Raw genomic sequence first — 17,695 nt, 5'->3', positions numbered from 1 at the left:
CCTAGAAGCGGCGGGCCAGACGGACGTACACGTTGGGCGACAGGCCGCTCTGCGAGACGGCTTGCGCGACGTACACGCCGAAGTCGCCGAAGTCGAAGCCGCCGCCGATGTCCGTACGCCACGTCCCGATGGCCGGCACCGTGTTGCGGGCGTAGCGGAGTTCGTCGGCGTTGGTGGAGCCGGTCGTGTTGCCCACGAGCCAGCCCCGGCCGCTGTTGGCGAAGATGACCCAGGTGCCGTCGGCCTTGCTGCCGAACGACCAGCGCCGATCGCCAAAGTCGTCGTCGCCAAAGAAGCGCAGGCGGATATCGCCCTTCCACTCGATCTGCAGCAGCGCCATGCGATCACACTGCGCGGGGCGACCGAGCGCGGCGTAGACCCCTTCCGCGCCCGTCGCGCACGTGCCGATATCGGCCGATCCGATCATGCGGCGGAAGTCGAAGCCCGGGAGTGCGTCGAGGCCGCTCACCGCGAGGCGGCGCTGAATGGGGAGTGGATCGCCATCGGTCCAGCCACCGAACACCGCGCGCAGGTTGACCTGCGAGCGGGGGCCAAGGCGCGTGTACCGCCGCAGATCGAAGAGGGCGCGGCCGTACTCGATCGGCCCGGCCGTGAGCGTGCGGACGCCCGTGGTGAGAGGCCCCGCCGACGTGAGATCCCCCGTCCCGCGCTCGTACTCGCCGCGCAGGTACCACCCGGACCGAGGATTCGTCTTGCGGTTCCGCGTGTCGAGGGTGCCGCTCAGGGTGAAGAGATGCAGCACGCCCTCGTCCACCAGCGGGTTGGCGCGCCACGCGAGGTTGTCGTTGAAGAGCGACCAGACATCCCGGGCTCGACGGCTGCTCCAGCGCTCTTCGCCGATGCCCGCGCGCAACTCGGTGCCCAGCGCGCCGAAGACCGAGACGTAGCCCTGTCCGCCGTGGCGCTGGTAGAAGTCGCGATAGTCGCGCGTGAACAGAAAGCTGTTGAGCCCCACTTCGGCATCGGTCAGCTGCCAGTTCTCCACCGGTGCCACTTCGTCGAACAGGCGCCCGCCGACCGCAAACCCGGTGCGCTGCCCCTGGCGCAACTCGAGCATGGCGCGGTGACCGAGGTTCTCGCGCTTCCACACCAGCTGATCGCCGGTCCGGAAGATGCCGAAGGCTTCAGCGGAGACCCGCGTCGTGCCGGCCTTCACCCGCACCCGGGGGCCGACGAAGATCGGGAGCCCTTCGACGCGATTGTACGTGTGGGCCGTGGTGACGAAGAGCTGGCTCTGCGTGCTCGACTCATTCTCCTCGCGCACCCAGCGCGACCAGCGCGCGAACAGATCGGTCTCGGCGATCAGCGTGTCGGCATCTTCGCGATAGCGATAGCGCGAACTCCAGACGCGAATCTCGCCACCGACCGTGGGCCGCTCCGGGCCGTCGAAGGTGCCACCGATCACGGTGAGCGACTGCTCCACGCGCGCCCCATCGAGAAGGCGCACATCGCTGTTGAGCGCGACGACCTGTCCGGTGACGACGCCGGCAATCCGAACGGCACCGTTGAGCACGGCCAGATCGCTGCGGACGGTATCGCCGGCGGCGAGGGAAAAGTCTCCGTGGACACGCCGGGTACCGGGGGCGTTGTACACCCGGGTGACTTCGAGCGTCACCTCGCGGGGCACACCGCCCACGCGCCGTTCGCGAGTGTCGCGCTGCGCCAGCACGACGGACGGGCGGGCCGTCACCAGCAGGGCGGTCACCGCGAGGGCGGCGGACCAGAACGAACGAGGGCGAACGAGCATACGGGCCTTGGGTACATGACCGGCATTGGCCATGGGTGCGGACATCCGATTCTCCGGCTGAGGGTCGGCATCGCGCAGGGCAGGCGGCGTACCACGAACCGCACGCCACACGCGCCCGACCACCGCGACGGCGATCACCAGTCAACTCCCAGCAATATCACGAGTTGAGGGCGGGAACCCAATGCATGGCGCGGTGAGCGCCCGACCGCCGACGGTGCGGAGAGTGGACAGGGACGTGTCCGATGGAAACGCGCCGAGGCGAGGGACAGTGACACAGGGCGAAAGGGTTTGAACGGACACACGGTCCCCTCGCTCACGCCTCCCCACTCGTCCCCAGCCCCAGCCGCCGCATCCGTCGATACAGATTGGGGCGATCGGTCTGCAACCGTCGGGCCGCTTCGGCGACGTTGCCGTCGCTTTGCGCGAGGGCGGCGGCAATGAGCTTGCGCTCATAGGCATCGAGGGCGTCGCTGAGCGGGAGGCCTTCGCCCACCGTCTCCACCGCCACCATGCCCTGCGATGGCGTGCCGTTCGAGGTCGGCGCGACATCGGGCGGGAGCACCTGATGCACATCGGCGCGCGTCACCTCGCTGCCGGCGTGCAGGATGGCGAGGCGCTCCACGACATTCGCGAGCTCGCGCACGTTGCCGGGCCACCGGTAGGCGCTGAGCGCCCCGAGCGCCTCGTCGCGCCACTGCACGAGCGGCCGACCGGTGCGGCTGCGATGGCGCGCCGAGAAGTGGCGCACGAGCGCCGGCAGGTCGCCCGGGCGATCGCGGAGCGGGGGCAGCTGCATGGGGATGACGTTCAGGCGGAAGAACAGATCCTCACGGAACGAGCCGTCGGCCACCGCGCGCGTGAGATCCTTGTTGGTCGCGGCGAGGATGCGCACGTCGATCTTGATCGGCTTGCCGCCCCCGACGCGCTCGATCTCGCGCGCTTCGATGGCGCGCAGCAGCTTGGCCTGCGCTTCAGCGCCCAGGTCGCCCACCTCATCGAGAAAGAGCGTGCCGGTGTGCGCGAGTTCGAAGCGGCCGATGCGCCGTTCGGTGGCGCCGGTGAAGGCGCCGCGTTCATGGCCGAACATCTCGCTTTCCACCAGATCGCGCGGAATGGCGGCGCAGTTCACGCGAATGAACGGCCGGTCGCGCCGCGGGCTGGCCTCGTGCAGGGCCGCAGCGACCAGCTCCTTGCCGGTGCCCGACTCGCCGGTGATGAGCACGCGCGCATCGGTGGGCCCCACGCGCGCAATGAGCGCGCGCACGTCGCGCAGCGCCGGCGACTCGCCGATCATCTCGCCCGAGATCCCGAGATCCTCACGCAACGCGGCGGCCGCGCGGCGTGCCTGGCGCAGTTCGAACGCCGACGCGAGCGCGAGCAGCACCCCCTCGGGGGTCAGCGGCTTCTCGAGGAACGTGAACGCGCCGAGCTTGGTGGCGCGGACGGCATCGGTCAGCGCGGCGCGGCCGCTCATCATCACGACCGGCACATCGGGGCGCCGCTCGCGCAACTTCTCGAGCAGCCCCAGCCCGTCGAGTTCACCCGGCATCATGAGATCGACGAGCGCGATATCCGGCTCCGTGACCTCGGCGAGGGCCAGCCCGGTGGCGCCATCGGCCGCGTCGCGCACGTCGTACCCCTCGGCCGACAGCAAGGCACCAACCATGCGCCGGATGTTCGGTTCGTCGTCGACGATGAGGACGCTGGGCATCGATGACGCTCGCTAGGCGCGCGGGGTGCCAGCCGGCACGTTCACCGGGACCTGCACCGGGGCCGGCGCTCCCGGCACCGCGACTCCCGCCTGCCGCTCACTCAACAGCTTGTTGGTGAAGCGCTGCCCTTCGGCAAGGCGCTCCATCTCGATCGCGACGGTGTCCACGTTGCGCTCGATGGTCTCGAAGCGCTCGCGCAGGCGCGCCTCGAGCGCGGCGGTGTCCTGTGCGACGGCCGTCTTGCGACGCAGCCAGCCGGTGAGCGCGCGCGTGAGCGGCCACCAGATCACGAGAATCGAGAGCGTGGCCGGAATGGCCCAGGCGATCTGGACCGCGCCGGCGGGCACGGCATCACGCCACGGAATGCTGGCGGTGTGCCCCTCCTGACGGAGCACGAGGTTGCCGTTCACGAGATCGGCCGAAATTCTCGGCTGGCCGTCGCCAAACGTGATGCCGTTGAAGACCAGCGGCGGGTCCGGCGGCGAGGGCGGGTCGGGCGCCTGCGCGGCCCCGCCCTCGGACGCCTGCCCGGCGCGCGCGGCGTCGCGCGCCGCTTGCGCGGCATCGCGCGTCGTCTGGGCGGCTTCGCGGGCGGCATCGCGCGCCTGCAGCGCGGCCTCGCGGGCCTGGGTGGCCGTCGACGACTGTCTCATCGCACCTCCACCGCGTCCTTCGCCCGCTCACTCAGCAACTTGGCCGTGAAGCGCTGCCCTTCACTGATGCGCTCCACCTCCACCGCGACCGCTTCCACCGCCTGCTCAATGGCCGCCAGCCGCTGGGCGCTGTCGTTCGACATCGGCGACGCGACGCGACGGTCGAGCAGCCGCGTCAGCGACCGCACGAGGGGAGACATGATCATGACGCCGGCGGCGATCGCAAACAGCGTCACGATCATCACCGACTTGGGCATCTCATTCGGCTCACGCTTCGGCATGATCGCCGACGCCGACATGTTCTCGATCGACTTGATCTGATGGCCGTCGCGCGAGAGCACGATCACCTGCGGATCGCCGTCTTCATCGGGGATCGAGATGGTAATGCCGGCGGCGCCCTGCTCGACACGCACGTTCGTCTGCCCCTCCTTCGCTTGCGCCAGCTCGCGCTGCGCCGCGGCGATCGCGTCGTTCGCCAGCTTCTCCGCCGCCTTCGCCTGCTCCGCTCCGGACTGCCTCATCCCATCGTCTCCAGAATCGGCAGCTCCCGCACCGGGAGCCGCATGGTCATCGTGGTGCCTTCACCCACCACGCTCGTGGCGCTGATGCTCCCGCGGTGTGCCTCCACCGTCTGGCGCGCAATGGCGAGTCCAAGCCCCGTGCCACCCGGCTTGGTGGTGACGTACGGGTCGAAGATGCGCGCCAGCGCGTCGGGGGCGATGCCACAGCCGCTGTCGCGCACCGTGATGTGCACCTGCTGGCCATGTCGGGCCACGCGAACGCCGATCGTCCCCGAGCGGCCGCAGGCATCGACGGCATTGATCATCACGTTCGACACGGCGCGCACCAGCGGCTCGTAGAAGCCCCGCACGAGCGGCATGTCGGGCGCGATGTCGAGGTCGAGCGTGATCCAGTCGGGCACCGTGGTCTGGGCCACGCGCGCCACCAGCTCGGTCACGTCCACGTCGGCGGGCGGTCCGTCGGGCAGCCGGCCGAACTGGGCGAAGCTCTTGGCCATCAGTTCCAGCCGCGTGGCCTCTTCGGCCAGTACTTCCACCGTATCACGCAGCTCGTCGGGCGCGCTGCGGCGCAGGCGATCAACGGCAAAGCGAATGGGCGTGAGCGGATTCTTGAGCTCATGCGCAAAGCGCCGGGCCGACTCACGGAACGCTTCCGCCCGCTCCGCCTCGAGCGCGCGCTGCCGTCCCGTTTCGAGTTCCTGCGCCATGGTTCGCATGCCCGTCCGCAACACCTCGAATTCCGGCGCACCGCGCCGGTCGGTTTGTGCCGGGATGCTGCGCCCGGCCCGGATGAGTCCGGTCCATCCCACCAGTTCGTCCAACGGGCGGCTGAGCTGCCGGCTGAGATGACCGGCCACCCGCGAGGCGCCGACCGCCACCAGCACGACCACCACCACAGCCCCCACCAGCACCAGCCGCACCGACCGACCAGCCACGAAGTCGAAGCGCCGGGCCAGTTCCGCCGATTCCCGCAACTCGGCGCCATGCCGGGCCAGGGCCTGCCGCTGCGCCGGCGTCAGGGGCGCACTGTCCACGGCCCGCAGCGCCTGCTCGCCGCTCTGGGCGATGCGCTCCCACGCCGACCGGGCGGAGAAGCGCTGCAGGACCTGCGACGTGGCCCCGGCCCACACGAGCGTCACCGCCACCGTGGGAATCACGGCGAACAGCAGCAGCATCGCGAAGAGCCGGGTGCGGAACGGGGCTCGCGAAGGGGCCCTACGCGGCGCATCCCCGAGCGGTTTCCCGCTGGGAACCCCCGCTGGCGATCCCGGGGCGGCGGTTTCGGCCGGCACCGTGGGTTGCTTCCGCATCTCGTTCATATTCGGTAATTTACGTGGCTGTACCCGATCCCGGACCCCGTTTTTCGGAGTGAGATGGTAGCCACGTGGTCGCTCGCCCCCGTCGTGGAGCGGCGCGCTCAAGAACATCCTGAGCGCCTGCTTGCGACAACCGGTGAACGGACCTGGACATATGCCCAGGTCGATGCCGACGCGTCGGCATTGGCGGCGACCCTCGCGGATCTCGGATTGGGTGCGGGTGACCGCATCGCGGTGAATCTGCCGAACGGCATCGAGTGGATCATCGCCACCCTGGCCGCCGCCAAGCTGGGCGCGGTCGTGGTGCCGGTGAGTCCGCAGCTGAATGTGCATGACCTGCGCTATCAGCTGCGCCACGCCGAAGCGAGCGCCGTGGTCACCATCGAACGCTGGGGCGGGGTCGATTTCCTTCAGCGCTTCGAAGAGCTCCTCGGCGAACTGCCCGACCTGCAATACGTCGTGGCGGTCGGTGACGCCGAGGTGTGGTACGACGATCGGATCTTTCAGTTTGGCGATCTGGTCGCCCGGGGTGCCGGACGCGCGGTGCCGCGTCCGCCCCAGTACGATGACGCCGATGACCTCGCGGTCGTCTACACATCGGGCACGATGGGCAAACCCAAAGGGGTGCAGCTCTCGCATCGTGCGCTGGTGGAAAACGCCGTCCGAACGGCCACGGTCCTGGGGCTCAGCTCCGAGGATCGCGTTCTGACGGCGGTGCCGTTTTCGGCGGCCTTTGGCTTCAGCGCGATGCTGGGGGCGATGGCGACCGGCGCGGCGCTGGTACTGCAACCTGCCTTCGATCCGGCCGGCGCGCTCGCGCTCATGGCCGCCGAGCGGGTCACGGTGCTCCATGGCGTGCCCACGCAGTACCACCTCCTCATGCGCGAGGAGGCGTTCGACCCGTCGCGTCTCACGTCGCTGCGCACCGGCCTGATGGCTGGCAGCTCAGTGGCCGAGGCGCTCGTCCGCAAGGTGCGTCGCTGGTGCGACGTGCTGGTGGCGTATGGCCTCACCGAAACCGGCGCCGTGGTCACGATCACGCGCCCGACCGATTCCGACGCGGTGCGTCGCGAAACGGTGGGCGGTCCGCTCCCGGGCGTCGAAGTGATGGCGGCGGATCTCATGACGGGGCAGTTGCACGGACCCGAAGCGGTCGGCGAAATCGCCGTGCGCGGGTCCAACCTCATGCGGGGCTACCTCCGCATGCCGACGGAGACCGCCAAGGTCCACACGTCGGACGGGTTCTTCCTCACGGGTGATCTTGGGATCATCGACGAGGACGGCACCGTGAGGATTCTGGGTCGTCGGCAGGAAACGATCTCCCGCGGGGGCATCCAGCTCTACCCGCGCGAGCTCGAAGACCGCCTGCGGGCGCACCCGGCAGTGGACGATGTGTGCGTCATCGGCGTCCCCCACGATGTGTTGGGGGAGCTGGTGTGCGCGTGCATCGTGGCGGTGGAGGGCGCTGTCATCACCGGCGACGATATCAAGCGATTCGCGCGGGACACGATGACGGCCGACAAGGTTCCCGACCTCGTGCGCTTCTTCGATGCGTTCCCCATGACGGGGAGCGGCAAGGTGAGGCGGCGAGAGCTCGCGCGCGCGATCGCGCTGAGTGCGAACACGCTGCACGTCCTGGCTTGAGGCCAGGGGCGTCTGACGCGCGCGCGCTCGATCACCCCGATTCGTTTTCAGGTCAGTACCTCATGAGAAGTCATCAGTCCCGGTCAGGCGGTTCGTCGCCGGCCCGTTCCGTGGCCCCGTTTCACCGTGGCCCCTCGGCGCAGCCGATGGTGCCGGTGTCCCAGCCGAATGTCGCGCCGCCGGCGCACGCGCCGAATGCCGCGCTGCTCATCGATTTCGACAACGTCACGATGGGCATCCGCTCCGACCTGCAGGAGGAGCTGAAGAACCTCCTCTCGTCGGACATCGTGAAGGGCAAGGTCGCGGTGCGCCGCGCCTATGCCGACTGGCGCCGCTATCCGCAGTACATCGTCCCCCTCACCGAAGCGTCCATCGATCTCATCTTCGCGCCGGCCTACGGCTCGTCGAAGAAGAACGCGACGGACATCCGTCTCGCGATCGACGCCCTCGAACTCGTCTTCACGCGCCCCGAGATCGGCACGTTCGTGCTCCTCTCGGGCGACTCCGACTTCTCGAGCATGGTCATCAAGCTCAAGGAGTACGGCAAGTACGTGATCGGCGTCGGCATCCGCGAGTCGTCGAGCGACCTGCTCGTCATGAATTGCGACGAGTACTACTCGTACAACGCGCTCGCCGGCCTCGTGAAGAACGGCGAAGACGAAACCACGCGCTGGGATCCGTGGGAGCTCGTGACGGAGTCGGTGGCGCGCATGAAGCGCAACGGCGACGTGATGCGCTCCGATCGCCTGAAGCAGGTGATGCAGGAGATCGACGCGTCGTTCGACGAAAAGAACCTCGGCCATCCGAAGTTCTCGCGCTTCGTGCAGGAGGCGCAGCAGCGCGGCCTGCTCAAGGTGACGAAGCTCGAAAGCGGCCAGCTCGAGGTCGACGTGCCGGACGGCACGCCGACGAGTGTCGCGGAGGCGAAGGAAGGCGCGGCTGGCGCCGCGCCGTCGGTTGGTGGCGCGGAGGGGGCGGCTCCTGCGGAGACCGCCCGCGCGGAGCGCGATCGCGACGACCGGCGTGGGCGCCGTGGGCGTCGCGGGCGTGGTCGCGACCGCTTCCGTGATCGCGCCGAGGGCGCGGAGGGCGCGGAGGGCGCGGAGGGCGCGGAGGGGGGCGACGCTTCGCTGGCCCCCGCGGAGGGCGCGGAGGGTGCGCTTGACGAGACCGTCGAGATCCCCGTGCTCGCGCGGACGCCGGCGGCACCGCCGGTGGATGTGCCGCTCAAGCTCGAGCCGGAAGGCATCAAGCCGTTGGCCGATGACATTGGCCGCAGTGGCGAGCGTCTGACGCGCAACGACGCGTTCGATCTCGTGCGCCGCGCCGTCGAAGCGCTGGTCACGGGTGAAGACGCGACTACGGCCAGCGCCGTGCGGCAGAAGGCGTTCGATCTGCTCGGCCGCGACAGCGAGTCGCTCGCGTCGCGCATGTTCGAGCGCATCCTGCAGGACGCGCATGATGCGAACATGATCGATTTGCGTCGTCGTGGACACGACTGGGAAGTTGCGCGCGCGGCAGATGCGGCGAGCATCGTGGAGCAGCTCAAGGCGGTCGATGAGCAGCAGGCCGCCGAGAAGAAGGCGGCGCAGGCGTTGCTGCCGGCCGCCCCGCGTGGGATGGGTGCCCGCGGGATCGGTGGGCGTGGCAAGCCGGCGGGTCCGCCGCCGGAGTTGCTGATGGTGGGCGTGGTGGGCGCCGCGAAGCCGGTGGCGACCAACGGGGCGGCTCCGGCCGCGCCGGCTGCCCCGGCGCCTCAGGCGGTGGCTCCGGCGACTCCGGCGGCCGCCGAGACCCCGGCTCCGGCGGCGGCTCCGGCCAAGGCCAAGAAGGCGGCCAAGGCTCCGGCCAAGGCGCCCGCCAAGAAGGCCGCCAAGGCCCCGGCCAAGGCCGAGAAGCCGGCGGCCAAGGCTGCCCCTGCCGCGCCGGCCAAGAAGGCGGCCAAGGCCCCGGCGAAGGCCGCCAAGGCCCCAGCCAAGAAGGCGGCCAAGAAGCGGTGACGACGTACGGCGCCCCCCTGCCGGCCGCGTTCTACGATCGCGAGCCGGACCGGGTGGCCCGGGACCTGCTCGGGGCCGTTCTCCGCATGGAGGACGGCCCCGTCGTCGTCAGCGGGCGGATCATCGAGACCGAGGCCTACCTGGGTCCGCATGACCCCGCCTCGCATTCGGCCGTGGGGCGGACGGCCCGAACGTGGCACATGTTCGGCCCGCCGGGGACGGCCTACGTGTACTTCATCTACGGCATGCACTGGTGCGTGAATGCCGTCACCCGCGAAGAGGGGTACGGCAGTGCGGTGCTCATCCGCGCGCTCGAGCCGCTCGAAGGGATCGAACACATGCGCGCGCGGCGCCCGAAGGCCCGACGCGAAGCGGAGCTGTGCAATGGGCCGGGCAAGGTGTGCGCGGCCCTTGGCATCACGCGCGACTTCGATGGCGCACCCCTCACCGGGGCGTCCGCGCTGTCGATCCGCGCTGGCGAGCCCGTACCCGATGCACGCGTGGTCATCGGCCCGCGCATCGGCATCTCCAAGGCGGTGGACTGGCCGCTGCGCTATCGCGTGACGGTATAGAGGTGAATCTCCGGCACGCCCGTGTCGGCGTTGAGCACCTGTCCCAGCAGATAGTCGCGCCCGATCTCGAACACTTCGAGTGCCGTCGGCAGCGAAAGCCGCGCCGCCACGGTGCCGTTCGGGCGGAACACCGTCCAGGCGACCATCGCCTGCTTCGCGCTGGGATACGCCTGCACCCACACCAGATCGGCGGCATCCACCAGTACGTCACGCGTGGCCGGGAGCGTCTTGGGGCGTGGCATCGCGCGCAGCCCCTCCGCCGTGCGCTTGCGCGCGGCCTCGCCAAGGGCGGCGACCTGCCGCTCGACCTCGGCGTCCACGTCGGCCTCGGTGCTCGGCACGGGCACATACGGCGCGCGCAGGGCGGGTCGCCGCGCACCATCGAGCGCGAAGGCCAGCAGCGTCAGGCTGTCGGCGGTGGCGACGTAGGCGGCCTGACTGCCGATCGCGAGTCGCGTCTCACGTCCCAGCACCAGCGGCCCCGTGCCCGTGGGACGTCCGTCGGCGGTGGTGGTGCCGAAGCGTTCGGAGCCCGGTAGCATACCCAGCGAGATCCCCGCGTCGCCGTTGGCACCGGTGATCCAGAACTTCGTGTCGGCGCGAAAGACGCCTTGCTTGAAGGCGCTGCTGGGCTCCCACCCCATGTGCACGAACTGCCCGGCGGCGTTGCACGCCAGGCGATACGTCTGGTCGGCAAAGCGAAAGCTGCGCGCGACTGTGAAATCGGGGTTGAAGACGAGCACGCGATTCGCTTCGATGTCGCCGGTAAAGAGCTGCGTGCCGCAGCGCTTGAGCCACAGCAGGTAGTCGATCTCCCCGGGGCCTTTGCCCTTGCGCGCGGCCTTCCTGACGAGGGCGCCCTTCGCATCGAACACGAGCAGCGCGTAGTCGCCGCGGTTGCCGACCACGATCTGCCCAGTGGGCAACCGCGTGGCGCCGGCGATGGCGTTGAAGAGGCCGCTCTGCTCGTCGGAGGCGCCGAGGCGCAGCGATGGCGTGCCGGCAACACGAAGCGTTTGCGCGCGCACCGGCAGGGCGGCGACGGTCAGCGCGAGCAGCGAAACGAACAGGCGGCGCATTGGTGGCTCCATTCGAGAGCGGGGGAGGGCGGACATTCTGTATGGCGCGGGGGGGCGGAAACCTTACGGCAAAGGCGGCTAAGAACCGAGAACCGCAGGCGCCCACCTCACCCCGGCTGAATGCGCGGCAGATCCGTCGGAATGGCATGCTGCGTCGATCCCCCGAAGGTCGGCTCGATCCCTTCCGACTCGAGCAGCCGTCGCAAGTACGGCACATGCTCGTACGCCGCCTTCTCGCCCTGCGCGATGAGATAGGGAATCTCCTGCCAGTCGGTGAGCCCCACCTCGCGATCGAGCAGCGGCACGATGGGGAGCACTTCGGCGTGATGCGCGGCGCTGTAGAACGCGAAGGTGGCGCGGAGCAGGTGATTGGTGACGATGGTGGAGGTACGCCCCACCGCTTCGGTCAGGCTGGAAACGTCCGCGGTCATCTGGCTTTCAAAGCCCATGGCCAGGATGAGATCGCACCCTTCGCGGATCGCCACGTCCACCGGCAGCGGGTTCGAGGCACCGCCGTCCACCAGCAGTCGATCCTGCACGGGCCACGGGCGAAGCAGCAGCGGAATTGCGATACTCGCGCGGACGGCGTCGAGCAGCCGCCCCTCACTCAGGGTCACCTTCTCGCCGGTCCGGTAATCGGTCGCCGCAACGAAGAACGGATAGCGGCAATCGGCGAACGTGCGGGTGCCGAAGGCGGCTTCGAGCGTCTTCCAGACGCGACGATCGTCGATGATGCCGACCTGTTCGTGATAGCCGAAGAGCGCCGGCGCCACCGTGCGCACGATCGAGCGGTAGTGGAGCTTGGTGAAGAGGTCGCGCCAGAGATACTGCGACTGCTCTTCCATCACGTCCACATCGTCGCCGAGGGCATAGAGCTCGGCGTAGATCGAGCCGCCGCTGCACCCCACGGCGACGTCCACCGGAATCCCTTCGCGCGCGAGCACCTTGAGCAGGCCGATGGCCATGGCGCACTTGATGCCGCCGGAGCCGATCACCAGGCCGATGCGGGCGCGCCGTTCCATAGGGATTACGCGCCGGTGGCGGGAACCGCCGCCAGCAAGCGGCGGAGATACGGAAGCTGCTCGCGCATCGCCGCTTCGCCTTCGCGCACGAGGAGCGGAATCTTGGCCGTGTCGAACAGGCGAATCCGCTCGGAGAACTGCGGAATGACCGCGATGACCTCGCTGTGGTGCGCCAGGCCGTGAAAGGCAAAGGAGGCACGCAGCAGGTTGTTGGTCATGATGCTGCTCAGCTGGAACGCGAAGCGCCCGCCCGACGTGATCCGCTCCTGATTAGGGCTTTCGAAGCCCATCGCCACGATCACGTGTCCCCCTTCCCGAATGGCGACGCCCACCGGCAGCGGATCCGACAGGAACCCGTCAACGAGCAGGCGGCCATCGATCTCCCACGGCGCAAAGGCGAAGGGAATCGCGATACTGGCTCGCACGGCGTCGCGAATGCGCCCCTCGGAAATCGTGACCTGCTCGCCGGTGCGGAAATCGGTGGCGGTGATGTGCAGCGGGATCTTGCAGTCGGCAAAGGTCGCGTCGCCGAAGGCCGTGGCCAGCCGTTCATTGACGATGCGATCCTGCTTGAGGCCGAAGCGGCCGTCGAAGCCGAAGAGCTTGGGGAACACCATGCTCAGCAGCGCCCGGCGGTCGGGTTGCGAGGTGACCTCGCGCGTCCACAATTCCGTCGTGAGCGCCTGCACGGTGGCCGCATCATGGCCCAGCGCGATGGCGGCGGCGTAGATGGCGCCGCCGCTGCACCCCACCACCTGCTCGATGGGGATGCCCTCGGCATGGAAGCACTTCATCAGACCGATCGACGCGGCGCACTTCACACCGCCTGAGCCGATCACCAGCGCGACGCCGGGCTGACTCACGGGTGGCTCACGCCGGGAAGCTCGCCACCGCCGACGGCACGTCGGCGAAGCACTTGAGAATGCTGGTGAAGCCCGACAGCTCGAGCACCTGCTTCACGTTCGGCCGAATTTCGGCGAGTCGCAGGTCGCCGCCTCGCTGGCGGGCGTCCTTGAGCGTGGTGAGCAGGACGCGCAGCCCGGCGGAACTCGTGTACTCCACGCCGGCGAAGTGGGCGATGAGGCGCGTGCGTCCCAACTCGAGCTGCTCGCGCATGGCGGTGACGAGGGTGTCGGCGGTCAGGGCGTCAATACTGCCGGTCACGGCGACGACCGTGACATGGTCGTGCTGGTCGATGGCGATCTGCATGGTCAGGCTTGGGACGATTCGGGGGGAGGCGGACACGCGTCGCGCTTGGTCAACGTCAGGCGATTGACCTGACCGGTGGCCGTTGGCGCGGAGGCGTAGTGCACGCCGTCCATCAGCTGCTTGACGAAAAACCAACCGAGACCGCCGATCGGGCGCTCTTCCCAGTTGGTGGAGAGGTTGGGAGGCGGGGCGTTGGCAGGATCGAACGGCGTGCCGTGATCCTCCACCACGATTATGGCGTCAAAACCGTCGCGACGCACCATCACCCGGGTGGGTCCGGCCGATGGACCGACGGTATGCTCCACGAGATTGGCGCAGACTTCGTCCACGGCGAGCGTGCAGGGCTCGATGGCGGCGTCGCAGCCCAATCCCGACAACGCATCCCGGACAAAGGTGCGGATCTCACTCAGCTGTTCGAGCGTGAGCGGGTCGGCGGCGTAGACGTGCATCTCCGACGCGCTCACGCGGTGGGACCCGTCGCGGGAGCGCCGACCATCCCGTCCACGAGCGTGGTGAGCTGCTGCCCGGCCGCCGCGATCGTCGCGAGTTCGGCGCGTTCCGCCGCCGTCCGCTCCGCGCCGCTCGCCTGCAATCGCGCGGCGGCGGAGAGCAGCGCGTCGAGCGGCTCACGGAGTGCGCGTGCCGCCTGCGCGGACGCCGCGCGCGTCGCCTCGACCTCCGCACGCCATGCCGCGCGCAGCTGCGCCTCGCGCTTCCGCGTCGCCATGATGCTGGCGATGCGGAAGCCGATGAACCCCAAAAACAGGATCAGCGGCAGGAGGAGCGACGACATTGCATCTATATAGTAGTGTTGGGTGCCGATCTGGACGAACGCTCACAGCACACACAGAGGTCACGGTGACTGAAGAGGGGAAGGAGGACGGTATCGGTCCGTATCTCCAGAATCCCCGTGCGCCCCTCAGTCTCCATGCGCTCTGTGTATGCTGTTTACAGCAGCCCGGCGACCTTGCCCGCCGACTTGAACGCGGAGACCACCGCGTCCAAGTCCTCCTTCGTGTGCGCCGCACTGACCTGACAGCGCACGCGCGCCTGGCCCTGCGGGACGACCGGGAAGCCGAAGCCCGTCACGAACACGCCGCGCTCGAGGAGCAGGTCGCTCATACGGATCGCCAGCGCCGTCTCGCCGACGATGATCGGGACGATCGGCGTTTCACCCGGGAGCGGATGGAACCCCGCCTCCTGGATCGCCGCGCGGAAATAGCGGGCGTTCTCGTGGAGCCGCGTCACCAGCTCCGGGTGCGCTTCCGTGTAGCGCACCGACTGGAGCGCACTCGCCGCGACCGTCGGCGGCAGGGCGTTGGAAAAGAGCTGCGGGCGCGAGCGCTGCGTCATGATGTCGCAGAGCGACGCCGGGCCGGCGATGAATCCACCGGCGGCGCCGCCGAGTGCCTTGCCGAGGGTCGAGGTGATGATGTCCACCTCGCCGATCATGTTGAAATGCTCGGCGGTCCCGCGCCCCGTCTTGCCCAGCACGCCGGTGGCGTGGGAGTCGTCCATGACCACGATCGCCCCTTCCTCGCGGGCGATCTGCACGATGTCGGGGAGCTTGGCGATCGCCCCTTCCATCGAAAAGACGCCATCGGTCCAGATGAGCTTCCGCTTGGCGTCTTTGTTGGCCCGGAGCTTTTCGCGGAGATCGTCGAGGTCGGCGTGCTTGTAGACCGCCGTCGTGCACTTGGTGATCGCCTTGGCGAGGCGGATCGAATCGATGATCGAGGCGTGGTTGAGTGCGTCGGAAATGGCGAAATCGCCTTCGCGCACGATGGTGGCAGTCAGCGCTTCGTTGGCGTTCCACGCCGACACATAACTCATGCTGGCTTCGGTGCCGACGAAGCGCGCGAGCGCGGCCTCGAGCTCGCGGTGTACGGTGAAGGTGCCGCAGATGAACCGGACACTCGCCGTCCCGGCGCCGAACTGGTGCAGAGCATCGATGCCCGCCTGCACCACACTCGGCTCGTTCGACAGGCCGAGGTAGTTGTTGGAGGAGAGGACGATGACCTCGCCGCGCCCTTCCATGCGGACGCGTGCCCCCTGCGGCCCTTCGAGATAGTTGAGGCGCTTGTAGGTGCCGGCCGCCTTGAGCGCGTCGAGTTCGTCCTGCAGGTCGGTGAAAAGACTCATGGTCGGGAAGGCGTCAGCCGATCTGGAAGATGATCTTGCCCGCTTCGCCGCTCTTGATGAGGTGCATGGCGTCGTCGACGGCTTCGAGCGGGAGGCGGTGGGTGATGACCGGCGTCGGGTCGAAGGCGCCCGAGCGGATGAAACGGGTCATCTGGTGCCAGGTGTCGTACATGCGGCGGCCGACGACCCCATAGATGGTGAGCCCCTTGAAGATGATTTCGGTGGCGAAATCGATGTCGATGGTCTTCGACGGGATGCCCAGCATGTTCACGCGGCCGGCGGGGCGGGCGAGCGCGAAGGCCTGATGGACGGCGCTCGGCACCCCGGACATCTCGAGGACGACGTCGGCCCCATGGCCATCGGAGGCGCGCATGACGGCGTCCTTCGCCTCGTCGGGGGTGACCGCATCGTGGGCGCCCATGCGCCGGGCGAGTTCGAGGCGGCGCGGATTCACATCGGTCGCGATGATGTGCGCGGCGCCGGCGGCCTTGCAGATGCCGACGGCGAACGCGCCGATCGGGCCACAGCCGGTGATGAGCACGACACTGCCGGGGATATCGGCGGTGAGGGCGGTGTGAAAGGCGTTGCCCATCGGGTCGTGGATCCCGCCCAGGTCATAGCTGATCGCCGGGTCGAGGGGCCAGATGTTCGAGGCCGGCATCGCGATGTACTCGGCGAAGCAGCCATCGCGATCGACGCCGATGATCTTGGTGGCCGGATCGACGTGGGCGTTGCCCGTTCGGGAAAAGAGCGAGTGCTCGTCGACGATGTGGCCTTCGGCGGTGACCCGGGCGCCGACCTTCACCGAGTCGACGAGGGCGCCGACCTGGACGACATCGCCGGCGAACTCATGGCCGCAGATGAAGGGCGGCTTGCAGCGACCGGCGGCCCAGGCATCCCACTCGTAGATGTGCACGTCGGTGCCACAGACCCCGGCGCTCCGGACTTTGACGAGGACTTCGTTGTCGCGGATGGTGGGTTCCGGGACGTCCTTGAGGGTGAGACCGCGACCCGCGGTCTCCTTCACCAGCGCTTTCATGACGCTCCGCACGAGAAGCCGGCGAGGCCGGCGAGGGGGGGTTGGGCGAGTCCCACTGGGGAGAGCCGCAAACTCGCACGGACGCCCGACGGGAGAAAGGGGCACGAAAATGGTGCCGAATGTGTGACGGTGGCGGGGGGTGGTCCGTCTCTTCCGCGAGCGCCGGATGATGTAATCGCGCGCGTTCTTTATACGCACTATTGCGCGATGCAATTATCCACGCCTATATTCGCTGTAATTCAACGACTTGCGCACGCTGTCCACATCTGATGCACCCAACGTCACGGATGTTCGCGGATATGCGCTGTGTAAGCCCCATCGGAAACGCGTGGCGATAAAACGGCACGAGTTCCTTCGAAAGCCTATGGCTGCGGTGGCAGCATGCCCCGTGGCTCCCCGCCTGGAGGTCTCCCGGTGCGCTCAGCGCACGGCGGTCGAGACCTCGGCGCCGTCGTCTCTCCCTCCCCAGTCTGCGTCCGGCAGCGCGCGCCCCGTGGCCGCTGATCGCGCCGATGCGACCCCCACCCAGTTGTCGGCGGCCGTTGTGGCGCTGACCCCCAGCTACGCTGTCCTCCTGGAGGCTGCGTAGCGCATTCCGACGCGGTGCATGCGCCGCTCGAAGTGCGCGCTCACCTTTCCACCGGGGGAAAGTGAGCATTTCCACCTCTCGTGAGAGGGTTGTTCAAATGGCTCCTGCCAAGAAGGCCGCCAAGAAGGCGGCGAAGAAGGGCGCTCGCAAGACCGCCAAGAAGGCTGCCCGCAAGACCGTGAAGAAGGCCGCCAAGAAGGCCGCGAAGAAGGGCGCGAAGAAGACGGCCAAGAAGGCCGCCAAGAAGGGCGCCAAGAAGACGGCCAAGAAGGCCGCCAAGAAGGGTGCGAAGAAGGCTGCGAAGAAGGCCAAGAAGCCGGCCAAGCGCGCCAAGAAGGCTGCGGCTCCGGCCCCGGCTGCTGCGTAATCCTTCGCTCGTCAGCGAAGACGCAGTCGCAGTACCCCCGTTCGGGGACCATACGCGAAAGG

Annotated in this window: 17 protein-coding genes; 4 read left to right on the top strand and 13 right to left on the bottom strand. The window is 68.6% G+C overall.

Annotated features, from left to right (window positions below):
* Position 1: 1 nt before the first annotated feature.
* From K2R93_09295 to K2R93_09275, 5 genes are all read right to left on the bottom strand, one after another.
* A complete protein-coding gene (locus tag K2R93_09295; GenBank protein ID MBY0490019.1) occupies positions 2–1,813 on the bottom strand; it encodes a hypothetical protein in 1,812 nt (603 codons plus the stop codon).
* 268 nt (positions 1,814–2,081) lie between these two features.
* The gene (locus K2R93_09290) at positions 2,082–3,479 is read right to left on the bottom strand and encodes a sigma-54 dependent transcriptional regulator (GenBank protein MBY0490018.1); all 1,398 of its coding nucleotides are present in this window, start codon (positions 3,477–3,479) and stop codon (positions 2,082–2,084) included.
* A 12-nt stretch (positions 3,480–3,491) separates the two neighbouring features.
* A complete protein-coding gene (locus K2R93_09285; protein ID MBY0490017.1) occupies positions 3,492–4,133 on the bottom strand; it encodes a hypothetical protein in 642 nt (213 codons plus the stop codon).
* On the bottom strand, positions 4,130–4,654 hold the full coding sequence (locus tag K2R93_09280; GenBank protein MBY0490016.1) for a hypothetical protein: 525 nt from the start codon (positions 4,652–4,654) through the stop codon (positions 4,130–4,132). Before K2R93_09280 ends, K2R93_09285 begins: the two co-directional genes overlap by 4 nt.
* Entirely contained in the window at positions 4,651–5,829 is a 1,179-nt protein-coding gene (locus tag K2R93_09275; protein ID MBY0490015.1) for a hypothetical protein, read from the bottom strand. Before K2R93_09275 ends, K2R93_09280 begins: the two co-directional genes overlap by 4 nt.
* A gap of 198 nt (positions 5,830–6,027) precedes the next feature.
* On the opposite strand from K2R93_09275, the gene K2R93_09270 reads away from it, so the two are divergent.
* From K2R93_09270 to K2R93_09260, 3 genes are all read left to right on the top strand, one after another.
* Positions 6,028–7,614, top strand: a complete 1,587-nt coding sequence (locus K2R93_09270; GenBank protein MBY0490014.1) for an acyl--CoA ligase — start codon at positions 6,028–6,030, stop codon at positions 7,612–7,614.
* 110 nt (positions 7,615–7,724) lie between these two features.
* Positions 7,725–9,614 carry an NYN domain-containing protein gene (locus K2R93_09265; protein MBY0490013.1) on the top strand — a complete coding sequence of 630 codons (1,890 nt, stop codon included), beginning with the start codon at positions 7,725–7,727 and terminating at the stop codon, positions 9,612–9,614.
* Positions 9,611–10,186, top strand: coding sequence for a DNA-3-methyladenine glycosylase (locus tag K2R93_09260; protein ID MBY0490012.1), 576 nt, complete (start codon positions 9,611–9,613; stop codon positions 10,184–10,186). The genes K2R93_09265 and K2R93_09260 overlap by 4 nt, the downstream gene beginning before the upstream one ends.
* Here the strand turns inward: K2R93_09260 and K2R93_09255 are convergent.
* The 8 genes from K2R93_09255 to tdh form a co-directional block, all read right to left on the bottom strand.
* Positions 10,168–11,265 carry a hypothetical protein gene (locus tag K2R93_09255; GenBank protein ID MBY0490011.1) on the bottom strand — a complete coding sequence of 366 codons (1,098 nt, stop codon included), beginning with the start codon at positions 11,263–11,265 and terminating at the stop codon, positions 10,168–10,170. The genes K2R93_09260 and K2R93_09255 overlap by 19 nt on opposite strands.
* 107 nt (positions 11,266–11,372) lie before the next feature.
* The gene (locus tag K2R93_09250) at positions 11,373–12,287 is read right to left on the bottom strand and encodes a patatin-like phospholipase family protein (GenBank protein MBY0490010.1); all 915 of its coding nucleotides are present in this window, start codon (positions 12,285–12,287) and stop codon (positions 11,373–11,375) included.
* 5 nt (positions 12,288–12,292) lie between these two features.
* Complete coding sequence (locus tag K2R93_09245) at positions 12,293–13,150, bottom strand: patatin-like phospholipase family protein (GenBank protein ID MBY0490009.1); 858 nt, start codon at positions 13,148–13,150, stop codon at positions 12,293–12,295.
* Between the two features lie 7 nt (positions 13,151–13,157).
* Positions 13,158–13,496, bottom strand: coding sequence for an STAS domain-containing protein (locus tag K2R93_09240; protein MBY0490008.1), 339 nt, complete (start codon positions 13,494–13,496; stop codon positions 13,158–13,160).
* Between the two features lie 2 nt (positions 13,497–13,498).
* Positions 13,499–13,945 (bottom strand): ATP-binding protein, encoded by a 447-nt coding sequence (locus tag K2R93_09235; protein MBY0490007.1) that lies wholly within the window; start codon positions 13,943–13,945, stop codon positions 13,499–13,501.
* An 11-nt stretch (positions 13,946–13,956) separates the two neighbouring features.
* Entirely contained in the window at positions 13,957–14,289 is a 333-nt protein-coding gene (locus tag K2R93_09230; protein MBY0490006.1) for a hypothetical protein, read from the bottom strand.
* A gap of 155 nt (positions 14,290–14,444) precedes the next feature.
* Positions 14,445–15,638 carry a glycine C-acetyltransferase gene (locus K2R93_09225; GenBank protein MBY0490005.1) on the bottom strand — a complete coding sequence of 398 codons (1,194 nt, stop codon included), beginning with the start codon at positions 15,636–15,638 and terminating at the stop codon, positions 14,445–14,447.
* A 13-nt stretch (positions 15,639–15,651) separates the two neighbouring features.
* Positions 15,652–16,677 (bottom strand): L-threonine 3-dehydrogenase, encoded by a 1,026-nt coding sequence (tdh, locus tag K2R93_09220; protein ID MBY0490004.1) that lies wholly within the window; start codon positions 16,675–16,677, stop codon positions 15,652–15,654.
* Between the two features lie 686 nt (positions 16,678–17,363).
* On the opposite strand from tdh, the gene K2R93_09215 reads away from it, so the two are divergent.
* On the top strand, positions 17,364–17,633 hold the full coding sequence (locus K2R93_09215; GenBank protein MBY0490003.1) for a hypothetical protein: 270 nt from the start codon (positions 17,364–17,366) through the stop codon (positions 17,631–17,633).
* Positions 17,634–17,695 lie beyond the last annotated feature (62 nt).

Source organism: Gemmatimonadaceae bacterium (assembly GCA_019752115.1).
Taxonomy (GTDB): Bacteria; Gemmatimonadota; Gemmatimonadetes; order Gemmatimonadales; family Gemmatimonadaceae; genus Gemmatimonas.
Note: the sequence above shows the minus strand (reverse complement) of the source record. Positions and strands in the feature narration are given on the sequence as shown.

Excerpts from the sequence above, each read along its gene's own strand:
- K2R93_09235 (MBY0490007.1), bottom strand. The coding sequence starts at position 13,945 with ATGCACGTCTACGCCGCCGACCCGCTCACGCTCGAACAGCTGAGTGAG.
- K2R93_09275 (MBY0490015.1), bottom strand. The coding sequence starts at position 5,829 with ATGCTGCTGCTGTTCGCCGTGATTCCCACGGTGGCGGTGACGCTCGTG.
- tdh (MBY0490004.1), bottom strand. The coding sequence starts at position 16,677 with ATGAAAGCGCTGGTGAAGGAGACCGCGGGTCGCGGTCTCACCCTCAAG.
- K2R93_09255 (MBY0490011.1), bottom strand. The coding sequence starts at position 11,265 with ATGCGCCGCCTGTTCGTTTCGCTGCTCGCGCTGACCGTCGCCGCCCTG.
- K2R93_09270 (MBY0490014.1), top strand. The coding sequence starts at position 6,028 with ATGGTAGCCACGTGGTCGCTCGCCCCCGTCGTGGAGCGGCGCGCTCAA.
- K2R93_09250 (MBY0490010.1), bottom strand. The coding sequence starts at position 12,287 with ATGGAACGGCGCGCCCGCATCGGCCTGGTGATCGGCTCCGGCGGCATC.
- K2R93_09215 (MBY0490003.1), top strand. The coding sequence starts at position 17,364 with ATGGCTCCTGCCAAGAAGGCCGCCAAGAAGGCGGCGAAGAAGGGCGCT.
- K2R93_09280 (MBY0490016.1), bottom strand. The coding sequence starts at position 4,654 with ATGAGGCAGTCCGGAGCGGAGCAGGCGAAGGCGGCGGAGAAGCTGGCG.
- K2R93_09295 (MBY0490019.1), bottom strand. The coding sequence starts at position 1,813 with ATGTCCGCACCCATGGCCAATGCCGGTCATGTACCCAAGGCCCGTATG.
- K2R93_09290 (MBY0490018.1), bottom strand. The coding sequence starts at position 3,479 with ATGCCCAGCGTCCTCATCGTCGACGACGAACCGAACATCCGGCGCATG.
- K2R93_09230 (MBY0490006.1), bottom strand. The coding sequence starts at position 14,289 with ATGTCGTCGCTCCTCCTGCCGCTGATCCTGTTTTTGGGGTTCATCGGC.
- K2R93_09240 (MBY0490008.1), bottom strand. The coding sequence starts at position 13,496 with ATGCAGATCGCCATCGACCAGCACGACCATGTCACGGTCGTCGCCGTG.
- K2R93_09285 (MBY0490017.1), bottom strand. The coding sequence starts at position 4,133 with ATGAGACAGTCGTCGACGGCCACCCAGGCCCGCGAGGCCGCGCTGCAG.
- K2R93_09225 (MBY0490005.1), bottom strand. The coding sequence starts at position 15,638 with ATGAGTCTTTTCACCGACCTGCAGGACGAACTCGACGCGCTCAAGGCG.